Genomic DNA, 16473 nt, shown 5'->3' on the forward strand with positions numbered 1-16473 from the left:
ATTCAGACTGGAACCCGTGTGACCGGGGAAGCGGTGGATGATGAAGATATAGGAGGCAACACCTTACGGCGAAGTGTCTGATGAATGAAAAATCCGTAATGTTGAAAAAGAACCGGAAGAAAAAAGGAAACCGATTATTTTTCAATGAGATTACGAATTCGCTCTTCTTCGTCCGCACTCAGTTTTTGTGGCTGTTCCTGGGTGGCGCGGCGACGCGAAAACACGAAGACGGCGAAAATCCCGGCAAGGGTGAGGCCGATGGGCGCGCCCCACAAAAGCACGGTGCGCAGGCTGAGGCGGGGTTTCAGGAGCACGAATTCGCCGTAACGCGACACGACATAATCGATGACGGCCTTGTCGCTGTCACCCTGAACCAGCCGGTCGCGCACGAGGACGCGCAGGTCACGCGCCAGTTCGGCGTTGCTGTCGTCGATGGACTGGTTCTGGCAGACCATGCAGCGGAGCTGAGACGTGAGGTTGCGGGCGCGTTGCTCCAGCACGGGGTCTTTCAGCACTTCGTCGGGGTTGAAGGCGAAGGTCGGCCATGACGTAACCATGAGGACGAGAAGGAGCGTGAGCCCTGCCACAACCTCCCTCATTCCGCCGCCTCCGGCATTGCAGCCCGTACAGGTTTTGCCTTGCGGGTCGGCGCGCCCACGCGCAATCGCCTGTCGGAGAGCGAGATCAAACCGCCCGCCATCATGAACAGCGTGCCGCCCCAAATGCAGAGGATGAAGGGTTTCCACCAGATTCGCACCACCATGCCGCCATCGGCCATGGGGTCACCCAGCGAGACGTAAAGCTGGCTGAGGCCGAAGGTCAGGATGCCTGCTTCCGTCGTCGGCATGCGTCGCGCGGTATAGAGCCGCTTGGACGACCAGACATCGGCCACCTCCACCCCCGCCTTGCGCACGGTGAAATGGCCGCGATCCTCGGTGAAGTTCGGGCCGACGGCGTGGCGGATACCATCGAAGGTCAGGCTGTAACCGCCCGCTTCCGCCACCATGCCCTGTTTCATTTCCAGAACCGTTTCGGTCTCATAGGTGGTCACGATGACGATGCCGAGCACGGTGATGCCGAGACCCATATGCGCCAATGCCGTGCCGAAGGCCGAACGCGGCAGGCCTTTCAGGCGGCGGAATGCAATGCCGAAGGCGAGTTTGCCGAAGTTGGCGCGATACCAGAGGTCGGCGAAAGCGCCGAAGATCAGCCAGAAACCGGCGGCGATGCCGAGGGCGGCCAGCACCGGACCGCCATTTTCGATATACCACAGCGTCAGCCCGGCAAGAGCGGCAAGCGCCGCGGCCACATAAAGCCGCTGGAAGGCTCCGAGAAGATCGCCGCGCTTCCAGGCGAGCATCGGGCCAAAGGGTGTGACGATCAGGATCGGGATCATCAGGAGGCCGAAGGTGAGGTTGAAGAAGGGTGCGCCGACCGAGATTTTTTCGCCCGTCAGCGTTTCCAGAATGAGCGGATAGAGCGTGCCGATCAGTACGGTCGCGGTGGAGACCGTCAGGATCAGGTTGTTGAGAACGAGCGATCCCTCACGCGAGATCGGCGCGAACAGGCCGCCTGCCTTGAGCGACGGCGCACGCCACGCAAACAGCGCGAAGGCGCCACCGATAAAGATCGTCAGAATGCCGAGAATGAAGATACCGCGGCTCGGATCGGTGGCGAAAGCATGTACCGAGGTCAAAACGCCGGAGCGCACGAGGAAGGTGCCAAGCAGCGACAGCGAAAAGGTCATGATCGCCAGAAGCACGGTCCAGATCTTCAGCGCCTCGCGCTTTTCCATGACCAGCGCCGAATGCAGAAGTGCCGTTCCGGCAAGCCAGGGCATGAAGGAGGCGTTTTCCACCGGATCCCAGAACCACCAGCCGCCCCAGCCGAGTTCATAATAGGCCCAGTAGGAGCCCATGGAGATGCCGGCGGTCAGGAAGGTCCATGCGGCGAGCGTCCACGGCCGTACCCAGCGCGCCCAGGCGGCGTCGATGCGTCCTTCCAGAAGTGCCGCAACGGCAAAGGAGAAACAGACGGAAAAGCCGACATAACCGAGATAAAGCAGCGGCGGATGGATGGCGAGGCCGAAATCCTGAAGAATGGGATTGAGGTCCTGCCCCTCCGCCGGCACCGGCTCCAGCCGCAGGAACGGGTTGGAGGTGAGCAGGATGAACAGCAGGAAAGCGACGGAAATCCATGCCTGTACGGCAAGCACATTGGCTTTGAGCGTTTCCGGCAGGTTGCGGCCGAAGGCGGCGACGAGCGCGCTGAAAAACACCAGAATGAGCAGCCACAGCAGCATCGAGCCTTCGTGGTTGCCCCACACGCCGGTCAGCTTGTAGAGCATCGGCATCAGCGAATGGGAGTTTTCCCAGACGTTGCGCACGGAAAAATCCGAGACGGCATAGGCTCTCGTCAGTGCCGCAAAAGACAGGCCGACCAGAAGGAACATCAGAACAGAGCCGATGGACGCGATATCCATCAGCGCCCGATCGTTGCGGCGCGCGCCGATGACCGGCAGCGTCGAGACGATCAGCCCCACACCGAGCGCCAGAACCAGAACATAATGGCCGATCTCGTTGATCATCTGGTCGCTCCGGTCTTGTCGGAAGAAGGTGCGCTGGCCGCTGGCGTTGCGGCGGCAGGTTCCTCGCCGTCTCCCGCATGCTGCCACAGGCCCTTGTCCTTCAGCCGGTCGGCCACTTCCTTCGGCATGTAGTTCTCGTCATGCTTGGCCAGCACGCTATCGGCCACGAAACCGTGGGTCGCGGCATCGAACATGCCTTCAGTCACGACGCCCTGCCCTTCGCGGAAAAGATCGGGGAGGATGCCGGTATAGCTGACCGGCACGGTTGCCTCGCCATCGGTCACCGTGAAGCTGACCGTCCGGCCCTCGCCGCGCTTGATCGAGCCTTCCGCCACCAGCCCGCCGAGGCGGATGCGGGTGCCGGGGTTGACCGGCGTCTTCTCCAGATCGGCCGGCATGTAGAAATAGGCAATGGACTGGCCGAAGGCGAACATGACCAGCAGCACGGCTGCAACAATGAAGCTCATCCCGCCGCCGATGATCGCCAGACGTTTCTGTTTGCGGGTCATTGCGTCACTCCCTGCGGCGCGGCATCCTGCTGCCCGTTCATGCGGATCGGTCCGGCGGAAACGCCCAGTTCCTTCGCCAGCGCCAGAAGCTGCCTGCCCTCTTTGCCCTCCGGCGGGAAAGCCTGCAGGCCGGCCCGCAAGGCTTCACCGGCCTTGGCCTCGTTCTTCAGCACGGAATAGGCGCGCATGAGGCGCATCCACCCTTCGAAATCATCAGGGTTATCCTTCAGCTTGGCATCGAGGCTCGCCACCATGCCCTCGATCATCGCCTGCCGGTCGGCTGGCGCCATCTCTTTGGCAGCAGCAACATCGGCGGCAGTTGGCCCTGTTCCGGCTTTTCCGCCAGTGCGGGCGATATGTTCCTGCACCAATGGCAGCCACGGAGCACCGGCGGGGGCGGCGGCGGCAAGGGCCGCAAAGGCCGACTGCGCCTCCTCAGACTTGCCCGATTGTTCGAGCGCCAACGCCAGATAAAAACGGGTGCGCGGATTTCCGGGGCTCAGCCGGTCAGCCTCGGCAAAAGCGTCGCGCGCGGCCTCGATAACGACACCGTCATTGCTGGCCACCAGCGTTTCGCCAAGGCCTGTCAGCCGTTCAGCACTCGGCCCCTGGATGCGCAGCGCGTTGCGGTAGGCAAGCTCGGCATCGCCAAGGCGCTGCATCTTGAAATAGATCGGCGCCAGAATATCCCAGCCAGCGCCATCCTCAGGGTTCTGCGCCAGATGCCGTTCCGCGCGGGCCACCAGCATGTTCATATCGTTGCCGGGATTTTCAAGACGCGCCTCGAGCGGCATGTCCGGCGTATCCGGGCTGCCGTTCCAGATGTAAAGACAGAGGCCGAGCGCCGGCAGAAGAAGGGTGATGAAGCTTGTGGCGAGATGGTGTCGACGCGACCGGCTTTCTTTCGCCGGCGTTTCCTCGGCTTCGGCGGCGGCGAGAAGCCGGCGGCCGATTTCGGCGCGGGCATAATCCGCTTCGGTGTCGCCGATGAGGCCGGCGGCGCGTTCGCGGTCCAGTTCGGCCAGCTGGTCGCGATAAACGGCGACTTCACCGTCGCGGCGCGTCTGCGGCGCCTCGGTCTTCCGCATCAGCGGGTACATCAGGACGATGGCGACAGCCGCCGTCAATATCGCAACGACAATCCAGAACATAAGGCTCAATTACTCGAATGCGCGGCGCATGGAAACACGAAGCGCGGGGATGACGCGAATTTGAGACATCACGCCGCACCGCAGACCCTCTCCCGGCTGCACCGCCATGCCTCTTCCTGTCATCGCAAAAGGCCCGTGACCTTGATTTACGTCAAAGTATTTTACGCAAAGTCATTACGTGAGAGGCGACCAGCTTCCGTCGGCATTACGGCATGCTGCGCCGCGCACTTTGGTTTCACGTCCGTCGACCGTCAGGGTGTGCGAATATTGCCGGCAATTCTGGTTGCCGACCTGATAGGGCGCATTGGCGACCACCTGTCCCTTGGCGTCATCGCCGGCCCAGGAAACCGGCGTGCCGACGGGCGCCGCTTCCAGCGCCTTATATTCGGCTTCCAGCGCCTTGGTCTGGTCACCCCTGTCGAGCTCAACGCCGCTTCGCCCGATGATGCCGCCTTGCAGGTTGGCCAGGAACGGCGTCGAGGGCTGCGACGAGCGGCCGAACAGGCCGCCGCCCGCCGGGCGGGTGCCCGTGGTGGTGCAGGCGCTTAGCATCGATACGCACAGGATCGAGACAAGCGCCGGGCGTGACACCAGCGAGCGCATCGTCACGGAGCGACAGCCATCATACACGTCAACCAAACCCTGTCCTCTTTCCTACCGCATTGCACCTAATATATCGCCATTGAATTTCTTGCCTTTTTTCTTGCCTCACGCAAGCTCTTTCGAAAGGCCCGGCAAAATCAGATCGGCTTTCAGCCCACCGATGCCGCTGCGCGACAACGAAAAGCGGCCATGGTACTCTGACACCACCTCGGAAACGATCGACAATCCAAGGCCCGTGCCCGGCCGGCTCTCGTCCAGCCGCCGCCCGCGCTTCATCGCTTCGCTTATCTGTTCCGGCTCAAGCCCCGGTCCGTCATCCTCCACCGTCAGTTCCACCCAGGCGCGACGGGCGATTTCCGCATCGGGGGACGGGTGCGTGCCAGCGGCGAGCGTGATGACCACACGCGTCTGGGCAAACCGCGCGGCATTTTCGAGGAGATTGCCGACGACCTCTTCCAGATCCTGCTGTTCCATACCGAGCACGGCGCCGGCCTCGTCAATGTTCAGAATAAACTGCTTGTCCGGGTTCAGACGGCGCATCACCCGCACCAGCCGTTCCAGCGCCGGCTCCGCTTCGACGCGGGCAAGGATCGAGCCGCGCTGGGCCGCGATGCGGGCGCGGGAAAGGTAGGATTGCACCTGCGCCTGCATGGCATCCGCCTGCGCCCGCACCAGATCGCCATGTTGCGGTTCCAGCGTGCGGGCCTCGTTCAGAAGAACGGCGATCGGCGTCTTCAGCGAATGCGCCAGATTGCCGACCTGCATGCGGGCGCGCTCCACGAGGCGGCGATTGCTGTCGATCAGCGCATTGACCTCATTGGCCAGCGGCTGGATTTCACGCGGGAATTCGCCTTCGAGGCTTTCCGCCTCCCCGCCCCTGATCTTGCCGAGCGCCACGCGGGCCTGATCGAGCGGCCGCAGACTGTAGAGAATGGCAAGGCCGTTGACGACGAGACTGCCGACACCGAAGACCGCCAGCGCCAAGTAGAGGCTGTTGGAGAAATCGCGCACATCGTCTTCCACGACGTTCAGATTGCCGGAGACACGGAAGCGCGCCGCGCGCCCTTCGCCATCCAGCACGACTTCGGTTTCCGCCACGCGCACCTGATTACCCGCCTCGTCGGTCACGGCATAAAAGCGCTCATAGCGGTTGTCGAAGGGCGCATCGAGAATGCTCGGCACCGGCAAAGTGGAGACGCCGAGCGACGATGACACCAGTGGCGCGGTCTGAAAATTGCCGAGCGGCTCGACAACCCAGTACCAGCCGGTATCAGGTTGCGAAAAGCGCAGATCGCCGAGCTGCGGGCTGCCGGCCAGCGTGTTCTCGTTGGAAATCGTCACGGAATTGATGACGTTATAAAGCTGCGCCCGCAGAAGATCGGTGAAGCTGCGCTCCACTCCCTGCCGGTAAAGCGTCGAGATCACGACGGCGATCACCACCAGCGCCAGCACCGACCAGAGCGAGGCGAGCAGCAGAACGCGGGCGGTGAGGGAATTACTTCGCATCTGCCGGCGCTTGCATCCGGTAACCGAGACCACGGATCGTCTCGATCAGATCAACCCCGATCTTCTTGCGCAAACGTCCGACAAACACCTCGATCGTGTTGGAATCGCGGTCGAAATCCTGATCGTACATGTGCTCTACCAGCTCCGTGCGCGAGACGACCTCGCCCATGTGGTGCATGAGATAGGACAGGAGCCGGAACTCGTGCGAGGTGAGCTTCAGCGTCGTGCCGTTGACGGTCGCCTTGGAGGATTTGGTGTCGAGCCGGACAGGGCCGCAGACCAGTTCGGAAGAGGCGTGGCCGGCGGCGCGGCGGATGAGCGCGCGCACGCGGGCAAGCACTTCTTCGACATGGAAAGGCTTGGTGACGTAATCGTCGGCGCCGGCATCGATGCCGGCGACCTTGTCGCTCCAGCGGTCGCGGGCGGTGAGGATGAGCACCGGCATGGCCTTGCCGGCCGCACGCCATTTTTCAACGACGGTGATGCCGTCGAGCTGCGGCAGGCCGATATCGAGAACGATGGCGTCATAGGGCTCGGTATCGCCGAGGTAATGGCCTTCCTCGCCGTCGAATGCCTGATCGACAACATAACCGGCTTCTTTCAGCGCATCGGTCAGTTGACGATTGAGATTAGCATCGTCCTCAACAACGAGAATACGCATTGTCCGCCCTTTCCTTCCGTCCCGGCCCACGCGGGTGGCCGGTCATGCTACATGTGTCGGGTTGTTTTCCGATATTTCAGCGATGCGGGCAAGCTACATCGGCACGCGCATCGTTACCTTGCGCGGGCGTTCGCCATTGCCCTGGACGAGAACGGTGACGACACAGGACTGACCGTCACCGGAAGGATAGACCGAAAGCAGCTGACCACCGGTTTCGCGCACCACGCGGGCGACGGCTGCGCCGCAATCGCTCGCCGCCAGAATGTAATGGCCCTGCAGATCAGCCTCGGGCGCCATGAAACCGGAAAGCCCGGCTGCAAGCGTCGCGATGATGAGAGGTGATGCCATTCTACAAACTTCCAAAAACCGGGTGCGTCTCGAACCTTATTGTGAGCGAATATGTAGCGCAAAGCGTCTGAATGGCAAATGAATGCCGCCCCCGCCGCATGGGCGCATGGCGGGAACGGCGGCGTCGTGGGCGCTGTCAGCGAATGGCGCTGGTCGCCGAAAGACGGCCGTAAAGTGCGACCAGACCGCCGATTCCGCCCGCAACCGTCACCAGCCCGTCCGCAAGTTCGCCTTGCAGACCGGTGGGCAGATCGAGGCCGGCAATGCTGAAAAGCGGTGCGAAAACCGCGACCAGGGCGCCCCAGATCGTGCGCGATTGATACCATGCTTTGGTGCTGTCCATCGTCTCATCCTTTGTGTTGTTTTTCAGGCATATGTCAGATCGGGAGGGTGGCCTGCGCCACCACGCCCGAGGGCACCGCGCGACCGAGCATTCGGACACGCACGGAAATGTGATCCCGCAATGCCGGGAAATCTGTGAGTTCGTCTGCGGCGGCGTAAAACCAGAAGGGTTGCGAAACCTCCGCCACCCTCCGCACGGTCTCGCCGTCCAGCACCTCGATGCGATAGAGCTCGAAGGGTTCGTCCAGCGGGATGTCGCTCGCATCCCAGCCGTCGGCCTCCACCCGGCCCCGGCGTTTCCACCCGATGAAAACGCCGTCCCTGCGCCGTTCGGCGGCAAGATGCACCGGCGCGAGCGGTGTCAGCGCCCGCAAGCCGCCCTCGAAGGCAGAAGGACCGCTCGGCGCGCCCGCCATTCCGGCAGCTTCCGCAATCCAGTTCAGGCGTCGTCCGCGCTCGCTCGCGGCAAGACCGAGAGGCCGCACCGCCGCATCCAGAACCACCACCGGCGCACCTTTCGGCGCGCCTGCGGCGAGCGCGTCTTCCGTGCCGGCCAGTCCCCGCAGAAGAGCGGAGAGCCGCCAGCGTGCGGGTGCTATTTCCTCGGCCTTTGCAAAGGCGACGATTTCCCACACGCCGTTCGCCGCCTTGATGGCGATACGGTTGTCGCCATTCAGCACCGAAAGCTCCCCGGCCGACGATACCTCGCCGAAGGGCAGATCGACGAAGACGGTGTTTTTCCGGTCGAAGCGGCCGGTGGGGCCCGATGTCAACGGCATCGCCAGCGCGCCGATCATCGCCGGCCGGTCCAGCAGCACGCGCTGCCCGTAACCTTCCCTGCCCGGCGACGCGGAAATGATGATTGGCCGCCAGGGCTTGGCAAGCGCCGCAATCCGCGCCGAATCCTCCGGCGCAGTGCTGTCATGGTAGGGCAGATCGAGAAACAGCACTTCCGGGGCGAAACCTTCCGCTCCGCTTGCGCCGCTGCTGCGCCGTTCCTCCGCGCCGCCGGCAAAGACCGGAAAGACAGCGGAAAAAGCCCGCGCCTCCACCTGCCGCACCGCGCCGTCCTCGATCCGGCTGACCAGAAACCGCCCTGCCGGCGCCTGTGGAAAAGCCCCTTCCGGCAGACGAATACAATCACCCGGTTCAAGCGCGATATCGCCAGGCGGCAGAGCAAAGCGTAGGCTGCGCCGAGCCTGCCGGTTGTCGCGCAACAACGCCTCGACAGCGGCTTCCGCCGTTTCCGCAGGCAGGGCAGCGTTGAGATCGAGCCGCATCACCCGGCTGCCGGCATTGTCGATGCGGCGGGACCTTACACTTGCCTGCTCGTAATCCAGCGCCGGGTTGAAAGACGTCAGCACGGCTTCAGCCGCGAAATCGCTGTCATGGCCGCGATTTTCCGACCAGAGCGGCTCGTCCTCCAGATCGGCCAGCACGGCAATATCCCGCACCGGCAAGACCGCCGTGTTGCGGGAGCGGAAACGCAGGGTTCCGCCATCTTCCGTCACATCCACCTGAAACGCCGCCATCAGCGGCTCCAGGAGGTTGCGGGCCGAGGTCACGTCGCCCTGCACATAACCTCCCAGATCGCCGCTGACGGCCGAAACGTCGAAGTCGGAAAAGCCGTGATCGGCGAGGATGGCGGCGATGGCATCGGAAAGCGTTGCGGTGCCCAGCCTTCCGTTCAGCCAGTGGCCGGTGCGCCAGTTGCCGCCATCGCTCCAGGCCGCACCATTCTGTGGAAAGGCGGGAAAGGGCCGTGCATCCCAGGTCCACAGATAGACCCTGCCTGCATCGACCATCGCCGCATCGCCTTTTCCCCAATGGTCGAGATGCGCCTCCAGAAACCGTCGCTGCTGGCTGTCGGCGCGGTTGCGGCGGGAAAAATAGGGGAAGGCGTTTTCCGCCGATTTCGGATCGGGAAAGACATTGGGGCGCGTCGCGCTCTTGTCCACCGCCGGGCAACCGAGTTCAGTGAACCAGATGGGCTTCGAGCGCGGCGCCCATGCCGTCGGCGTGGTTTTCTCCACACCCCGCACCCGGTCGTAGTGGAGGTTTCCCCACCAGTTGCGCAGGTCCTTGTAACGGAACACCCACGCCTTGCCCTTCAGCCCGTCGGTAATCGTCGTGCGCCGCCGCGCAGCGCGGTCCGCATCGCTGGCATAATACCAGTCGAACCCCTCTCCCGCCGTAATAGTGCGGCGCAAGGCGCTCACATCGTCCGGGCCGGTCATGCCGTCCGGATTGCCGTTTGCGGAATCCCCGTCGCGCCAGTCGGAAAGCGGCATGTAATTGTCGATGCCGATGGCGTCGATATTCGGGCTCGCCCAGAGCGGATCGAGATGGAAGAATAGGTCGCCCGAACCGTCCGCCGGCTGGTGGCCGAAATATTCGCTCCAGTCCGCCGCATAGGTCAGCTTCACCGCCGGCCCCAATATCGCCCGCACATCGCCCGCCAGCCGTACCAATTCCGCCACGAAGGGAAAGGCGTCGTTCTCGTCTCTCAGCGCCGTCAGCCCACGCAGCTCCGAGCCGATCAGGAAGGCATCCACCCCACCCGCCCGGGCCGCCAGCGCCGCATAGTGCAGCACCATGCGACGGTAGCCTTCATCGCGGTTGCAGAAGGCGGAAACCTGCGCCCTTGCACCCGCGCTGCGATCCGCAGAGCCGGCTCTGCCGGGGGCGGGAAAGCAGGTGATGCGCCCGCGCCAGGCATAGGCGTCCTGCTCGCTTTTGCCATAGGGGTCCGGCAGCCGATTGCCGATGGGAACATCCATCATCACGAAGGGGTAAAGGCACACCCGAAGGCCGCGCGCCGTGAGATCGGCTATCGCCTGCAACACGCTTTCGTCGTTCGGCGTGCCGCCATAGGCCGGGCCGCCGCCATGATGGCTGACAGGATGTGCCTCATCGCGCGACAGGCCGGCCACCGACCAGGGCGTGGTTTCCCCATCCCGACCGACCACTTCCACGCCCGGCAGAATGCGGCATTCCCCCGCCCGCATATCCGTGCCGAACCAGCTCACCACCAGCGCCACGCTCTCAAGATTGGGGCAGAGCGCCTGCAATTCGTCGATTGCCGCCTGCCAGTCGGTCGAAGCGGTCAGGCCGTTGCGGTTCATGATGCGGCTTTGGCCGATGCCCGTGCGTTCGCAAACCTGCGCGGTGGCGTATCCATGCTCGGTGGCGCCAGGAATGACGGTGATGGCGCGGATGGCTTTTTCCAGCCGCCCGACAGGCCGCACCACTTCGAACTGCATCAGCGGAATGCGGTTGCCGAAGCCGTCGAGCGGCAGGCGTTCGAAGACCACATAGGCCAGTCCGCGAAAGGCCGGCGCATTGCCCGCCCCCTGCTTCGCCTCGATCAACGGATCGGGCATTTGTGTCTCGCTGCCGGGATAAAAACGCATCTCGATGGCGCTCAGGTCCAACTCCCGCCCATCGGCCCAGACACGCCGCACCATGGCCGCCTCACCTTCGCAAAGGCCGATGGCGACGTTGGCAAAATAACTGAAGGTTTCGACCTTCGGGCCACGGTTGCCCTTGCCGCCACGGCGCTCCACCTCGACGCTTTCTTCAAAACGCGTCGCCCAGATCAGCGTGCCGCCGATCCTTGCTGCGCCATAAAGCCGGTTGATCGCCGCGCCCTCATCCGCCCCCGGAATGCGCGCGGTCGAGAGCCGCGCGCCCGTTACCGTCCGCCCGTTGGAAAGCAGCGTGCGGTCGATGGCATTGCCCGCCAGCGCCCCGGCCGCCCGGCCGATTACTGCGCCCAAAGGACCGAAAATGCCGCCGAGTGCCGCGCCCGCCGCCTGAAAAACGATTGTCGCCATGCTTGCCTCGAAAAATCAGGGATCGGGAAAACGGAAAACGCCGGCGATGCGCCGCCGCCAGCCCGGCACCAGCGCCGAACGCACGACGGCCGCCTGTTCATAGGCATGGATGAAATGCTGCGGCCCGGCCAGAATGCCGAGATGCTTGGCCGCCGCATCGGCCCGCCAGCGAAACAGGAGCAGGTCTCCCGGCCTTGCCTCTTCCATGCCCGACACCGCCGGAAAATGGCGTCTTGCCGCCGCCATCAGCCGGTCCTCGCCGCCGCGTTCGGCCCAATCGGGCGCATAGGGCGGCGGCAATTCCGGTTCGAGGCCGTAAAGGTCTCGCCAGACGCCGCGAATGAGGCCGAGGCAATCGCAACCGACACCCTTCAACGAAGCCTGATGCCGATAGGGCGTGCCGATCCAGCCTTCGACGAGCGCCAGCACTCTTTCGCCGGTATCGCTCATGAAAACAGCGCCCCGCCGTCATGGCTCTCGCCGCCTGCGGCATAGGAATAGGCAAAATCCGACCCCGGAAGATGCGGAAAACCACGAAAATTCAGATGGTTGGCGAATTTTGCCCGGCAGGTGGAAAAACTCTTGTCGCAGCCGGCGGTGACGGAAAACGTGTCTCCCGGCGAAGGCGCCTGTTCCGGCGGCAGCCAGAAGGACAGAAGAACGCCACCGTCTCGTCGCTCTTGCCCGTCGAGATCAAACCCCTTGCCGGCGAGCGGACCGGTCAGAAAACGCAGCTTCCCCCGGCTGAAAAAACCATCGGCAAAGGCATCTAGCCCGGAGACGATCAGGCCGCCCGAGGCGTCCACCGCCGCCACGCGGCCGTGCCCGGTAAAGCGCGCCAGATCGACGCCGCAACGCCCGTCGCCAAGGGCGGCGTCGCAGCGCCGCCCATAGACCCTGCCCTGCGGCTGGCTGAGACGGTGGGCGAGGCTGCGCAGCTCGGCGCGAAACGCCCCGCCGGCCCGCGTCACCTCGCCAATCTCGCGCCTGTTCAGCAGCACATGCTGCTCGGGCGCCTGCCAGTTGACGAGGAAAAGCTCCACCCTCGCGCCATCGAAACGTCCGACGGCCAGATCGCCCTCGGCAATCGCCTCGCTCGAAAAACCACCCGCCACCTCCCCGACGCCTGCGCCGAGCCCCGTTTCGCCCTCGCTATCGCTGGCAGAAAAGCCACTGGCGGCAAGGTAGGAGGTGCCGGCAAACGAAATCGCCTCGTCATGATCGGTAAAACCAATCACCGCACCATCTTTCAGTGTCACCTTCCAGCAATGGCATGTCGTCGTCGCATCGGCCTTGAGATGCTCCGCAAGCGCGGCGGGAATGGTTTTCATGGCAGGATTTCCATCAGTGGAATGGAGGGAATGCGGCCCGCTTCGAAAGCGGTCAGATTCACGTCGATACGGTCGATCCCGAAGCGGACCGGCACGTCGAATTCGAAACCGGCGCGGATCGCGGCGCCGGCGTGCGGAACCCGCCCCGCCCGGAACACGATCATGCCGGTTACATGATCGACCGCCACATCGGCCGCTTCAACCTTCACCCCCTCGACCGAAACCATGACCGAGCCTTCGACCGGCTTCTCGATCCGCCGGGAGAACGCGCCGCCCGCATCGGCATAGATCTTCCGCAAGTGAAAACCTGCTGTCGTCCCGTCACCGGTGCCGATCTTCTGATCGGTCGCGGCGGGCGTCTTCCCCGGCGGGCAGGATTTGAAATCCACAGGGTCGCGAAAACGAAAGCCATATAGTTCGCCGCGCCGCGCCTCGAAAAAGGCAAGCACCTCATAAAGATCGGCGATGGAGCGGATACCGGACCCGGCGTCATAGCTGCGTCTGGCGTTCCTCCAGCGCTGGTTGCGGCTTTCGCGGCCATTGGAGAGGTTAACGATATCCGTTCGGCGCACCGGCCCGCCGCTGACGCCGAGCGCAAGCCGCAGCGGAAACCGCACTTCATGAAATGCCGCCATGTCGTTGTTCCTGGATTCTTTTCTGTGGTCTGGGAAAAGAGCGCGTCACAATCCGCGCTGGCCGCGCCCGACGCTGCGCGCCAGCATGGCGGCGATCTGGCCTTCGCTTTTCCGAAAGCTCGCAGCATCCGTCGCCGTCACGTTAAAAACGATCTGCGCCCCGCCGCCGCCCGACGGCGCGGCAACGCCGAGAGCGCCATCCGAACCGCGCTTCAGCGGCAGGATCGCTTCCGCCCCCGCCTCGCCCATCAGGCCAAGCCCGCCGCCCATCGGAAAAAAGGCGGGGCTGGAAACGACGCCGCCATCGGCAAACGGCGTGATGCCGCGTCCCGGCACACCGCCATCGGCAAAGGCGAACAGCGAACCGCCGCCGTTCAACAGCCCGCTGACGGCATTGCCAATCATGCCCTCAAGCGGTTTCAGACCGGCAGAGAGCGCAATGCCGGACAACCGCTGCCCCAACCCGCGCAAGACGTCGTCCAGCCCTTTGCCGCCCGCCGTCGCCGCCTGCAGGGCCGAGGACAGGGCCGCCCCGAACCGCTCGGACCGGCGTTCGAGATCGCCCATCGCCTCGGACAGCGCCTCCGCCTCTTGCCGGTTTTCCGCCATCGATCCTTCGCCCGCCATCGCGCTTGCCTTTCTGATTCAAATCGGAACCATAAATTTTTGAAATGCTTGATCGTTTTAGGGAATTAACTCACCGATCCGGAAACCGCCGCATCATCGCTTCCATCGCCGGACGGTCGGGGCCGCGGGGAACGGCGTTGCCGCCCGTCATCGCGAAGAATTCCCGCGGGGTCAGCCGCCAGAAGGTTTCTGAGGAGAGCCGCAGCAGGTAGAAGCCGGCATGGACAACCGCCTCCCAGGGGAACGGGCGCGGCGTCGCTTCGCCTGCTGCGGCGCTCAAGGGTCCGGTGGCGTCTCACCTTTCAGGCCGCCGAAGGTCGCGGTCAGAAGATCGGCGACAATGGCGGCATGGCCGGCAATGCCGCCTTCCACCGTGGCGGCGGCCACATCGTCGTCGGAAAAGACATTGCCCGCACCTCGCAGGCCCGCGCCTATCACTCTAATCATGTCGGCCGCCTTCATGCGGCCGCTCGCGAAACGTTCGGCGAGCGCGGTGAGGTCCTCGGCTGCAAAGGCGGTTTCGAGTTCGGCGAGAGCCCCGAGCGTCAGGCAGAGAATGCGCCTTTCGCCGTCGATCAGCGCTTCGATCTCGCCGCGATGGCGGTTCGCCCGCCCGTAACGCAAACGCTCAGCCATCACAACGCTCCGAAATTGAGAAGACCGGCCGATTCCAGCGCGATCTCGAATTGCACCTCGCCATCGTGGCGGCCGAAATATTCGAGCGCCACGATCTGAAACGGGCCGGCAATGGTGCCGAAATCGGGAATGACGATCTGCCAGCCCGGAATGGTGCCGGCGAAAAATGCGCCGCGCACCAGTGCATCGCTAGCCGCATCCTTGAAGATGCCCGACGCCGTCAGCGCGGCTCTCTGCACGCCAGCACCCGCCAGCAACTCGCGCCAGCGACCGGCGCTTTCCCCATCGGTAATGTCCACCGCCTGGGCGTTGAAGGCCAGCCGCTTGGTTCTGAGCCCGGCAACAGTGACATATGTTCCGGTATTGTTGAATTTCAGCAGAAAATCCTTGCCCTTCTGCGCCACCATCATGTTTCCTTCCGTTTCGATTGCGGTTGCAGGGTGTTGCGGGCCTGCGACCAAAAATGTTTCTTCCTCTCGCATTCAGCGATCTTGCCATGTCCGACGCTGCCACCCTGACGTCCCGCGCGCGCCTTATCGGCGTGCTTGCGCTCGGGCAGATCGTGAGTTGGGGCACCGGTTTCGATATGCTGGCCGTTCTTGCGCCGCGCATTGGCGGCGAACTGGCGATCGGCAATGAGGTCGTTTTTGCCGGCCTCACCATCATGATGCTGATCAGCGCGCTTTGCGGCCCGCTGCTGGGAAGAATGCTCGTCCGCCGCGGCGCGGCCCCCGTGCTGACGGCCGGTTCCGTGCTGTTCGCCGTCGGTTTTGCCGTGCTTGCCGTTTCGAGCGATATCGCAAGTTATCTTTTCGGCTGGGCCGTCATGGGTCTGGCCGCGACCTGCGGGTTGACGACAGCTGCCCATACGGCGGTGGTGGAGCGCGTGGGCGCGGAAAGCGGCCGGTTGCTGACGCTTCTGATGCTGTTCACCGGGCTTTCGGGGGCGGTTTTTCTGCCCCTCACCGCGTTTGTTGAACAGCATCTCGCTTGGCGCGGCACACTTCTGCTTTATGCCTGCCTGCAGATATTCGTGCTTCTGCCCCTCTATCTCTTTGTCCTTCCCGCCCGTCCGCCCCACAAGGAATCGCATCGGCAGACATCCGACGCTCCTTCGTCTTCGCCGGTCGATACACGCCGGGCTTTTCTGCTTCTGGCGGCCATGACGACAATCAGCGCCTTTACGACCTTCGGCCTGTCGCCGCTCTTGCCGCTGCTGCTGGTTCAGGCGGGCGCAACGCAATCGCTTGCGGTGCAGCTGGCATCGGCGCGCAGCCTGCTGGCAATTACGGCGCGCGGGCTGGATTTTCTGCTGGGAAAACGCGGCGGTCCCTTTCTTACCGCCATGATCGGCCTCTGTCTTCTGCTCCTGTCGCTGCTGCTGTTGCTGGCCTTTGCCCCGGCCATACCGGCCTTCATCGGCTTCATCGTGTTTTTCGGTTTCGGCGCCGGCGTGCTCACCGTCAGCCGGGCCGTTTTGCCGCTGGCGGTGTTTTCCCCGGGGGAATACGGTCTTCAGGCGGCGCGCATCTCGCTGCCGCAGAACCTCGCCATCGCCGTTGCACCCGTTATTTTCACGCTGGCGCTGGAGCGCGGCGGGGTGGCGGCCATGCTTGGCATCGCCGCCGTGCTGATCGCCATTTCGTTCGTGCTGTTGCTCCTTCTGTGGAAAACCGTACGCAGGCAAAGCGCCTGAAACGG

General features: G+C 63.8%; 18 protein-coding genes. 1 reads left to right on the top strand and 17 read right to left on the bottom strand.

Annotated elements, in window-relative coordinates; translation table 11 throughout:
- Positions 1-134 precede the first annotated feature (134 nt).
- The 17 genes from BS627_RS08325 to BS627_RS08405 form a co-directional block, all read right to left on the bottom strand.
- Positions 135-599 (bottom strand): cytochrome c-type biogenesis protein, encoded by a 465-nt coding sequence (locus tag BS627_RS08325; protein WP_089153223.1) that lies wholly within the window; start codon positions 597-599, stop codon positions 135-137.
- A complete protein-coding gene (locus tag BS627_RS08330) occupies positions 596-2587 on the bottom strand; it encodes a heme lyase CcmF/NrfE family subunit (protein WP_077982650.1) in 1992 nt (663 codons plus the stop codon). Before BS627_RS08330 ends, BS627_RS08325 begins: the two co-directional genes overlap by 4 nt.
- Positions 2584-3096, bottom strand: coding sequence for a cytochrome c maturation protein CcmE (gene ccmE, locus BS627_RS08335; protein ID WP_077982651.1), 513 nt, complete (start codon positions 3094-3096; stop codon positions 2584-2586). The genes BS627_RS08330 and ccmE overlap by 4 nt, the downstream gene beginning before the upstream one ends.
- Positions 3093-4247: a c-type cytochrome biogenesis protein CcmI gene (ccmI, locus tag BS627_RS08340; RefSeq protein WP_165691205.1), complete on the bottom strand. Its 1155-nt coding sequence runs from the start codon at positions 4245-4247 to the stop codon at positions 3093-3095. The genes ccmE and ccmI overlap by 4 nt, the downstream gene beginning before the upstream one ends.
- Positions 4248-4421: 174 nt before the next feature.
- Positions 4422-4850 (bottom strand): hypothetical protein, encoded by a 429-nt coding sequence (locus tag BS627_RS08345; RefSeq protein WP_077982653.1) that lies wholly within the window; start codon positions 4848-4850, stop codon positions 4422-4424.
- A 105-nt stretch (positions 4851-4955) separates the two neighbouring features.
- Complete coding sequence (locus BS627_RS08350) at positions 4956-6356, bottom strand: ATP-binding protein (RefSeq protein WP_077982654.1); 1401 nt, start codon at positions 6354-6356, stop codon at positions 4956-4958.
- Positions 6346-7017: a response regulator transcription factor gene (locus BS627_RS08355; RefSeq protein WP_006311298.1), complete on the bottom strand. Its 672-nt coding sequence runs from the start codon at positions 7015-7017 to the stop codon at positions 6346-6348. Before BS627_RS08355 ends, BS627_RS08350 begins: the two co-directional genes overlap by 11 nt.
- Before the next feature lie 93 nt (positions 7018-7110).
- A complete protein-coding gene (locus BS627_RS08360) occupies positions 7111-7365 on the bottom strand; it encodes a hypothetical protein (protein WP_077982655.1) in 255 nt (84 codons plus the stop codon).
- A gap of 136 nt (positions 7366-7501) precedes the next feature.
- Entirely contained in the window at positions 7502-7708 is a 207-nt protein-coding gene (locus BS627_RS08365) for a hypothetical protein (RefSeq protein WP_165691176.1), read from the bottom strand.
- Positions 7709-7742: 34 nt separating this feature from the next.
- Positions 7743-11543, bottom strand: coding sequence for a baseplate multidomain protein megatron (locus BS627_RS08370; protein ID WP_077982656.1), 3801 nt, complete (start codon positions 11541-11543; stop codon positions 7743-7745).
- A 15-nt stretch (positions 11544-11558) separates the two neighbouring features.
- On the bottom strand, positions 11559-11993 hold the full coding sequence (locus BS627_RS08375; RefSeq protein ID WP_077982657.1) for a C40 family peptidase: 435 nt from the start codon (positions 11991-11993) through the stop codon (positions 11559-11561).
- The gene (locus tag BS627_RS08380; protein WP_077982658.1) at positions 11990-12874 is read right to left on the bottom strand and encodes a DUF2163 domain-containing protein; all 885 of its coding nucleotides are present in this window, start codon (positions 12872-12874) and stop codon (positions 11990-11992) included. Before BS627_RS08380 ends, BS627_RS08375 begins: the two co-directional genes overlap by 4 nt.
- Positions 12871-13509 (bottom strand): TIGR02217 family protein, encoded by a 639-nt coding sequence (locus BS627_RS08385; RefSeq protein WP_077982659.1) that lies wholly within the window; start codon positions 13507-13509, stop codon positions 12871-12873. Before BS627_RS08385 ends, BS627_RS08380 begins: the two co-directional genes overlap by 4 nt.
- 45 nt (positions 13510-13554) lie before the next feature.
- Positions 13555-14136, bottom strand: coding sequence for a phage tail tape measure protein (locus BS627_RS08390; RefSeq protein WP_077982660.1), 582 nt, complete (start codon positions 14134-14136; stop codon positions 13555-13557).
- A gap of 70 nt (positions 14137-14206) precedes the next feature.
- Positions 14207-14416, bottom strand: coding sequence for a rcc01693 family protein (locus BS627_RS08395; protein ID WP_077982661.1), 210 nt, complete (start codon positions 14414-14416; stop codon positions 14207-14209).
- Positions 14413-14772 (bottom strand): gene transfer agent family protein, encoded by a 360-nt coding sequence (locus BS627_RS08400; RefSeq protein ID WP_077982662.1) that lies wholly within the window; start codon positions 14770-14772, stop codon positions 14413-14415. The genes BS627_RS08395 and BS627_RS08400 overlap by 4 nt, the downstream gene beginning before the upstream one ends.
- Positions 14772-15179 carry a phage major tail protein, TP901-1 family gene (locus BS627_RS08405; RefSeq protein WP_077983002.1) on the bottom strand — a complete coding sequence of 136 codons (408 nt, stop codon included), beginning with the start codon at positions 15177-15179 and terminating at the stop codon, positions 14772-14774. Before BS627_RS08405 ends, BS627_RS08400 begins: the two co-directional genes overlap by 1 nt.
- 89 nt (positions 15180-15268) lie before the next feature.
- Between BS627_RS08405 and BS627_RS08410 the strand changes: the two genes are divergently transcribed.
- Positions 15269-16468 (top strand): MFS transporter, encoded by a 1200-nt coding sequence (locus tag BS627_RS08410; RefSeq protein ID WP_165691177.1) that lies wholly within the window; start codon positions 15269-15271, stop codon positions 16466-16468.
- Positions 16469-16473: the final 5 nt, after the last annotated feature.

It is taken from the genome of Agrobacterium salinitolerans, from assembly GCF_002008225.1.
Taxonomy (GTDB): Bacteria; Pseudomonadota; Alphaproteobacteria; order Rhizobiales; family Rhizobiaceae; genus Agrobacterium; species Agrobacterium salinitolerans.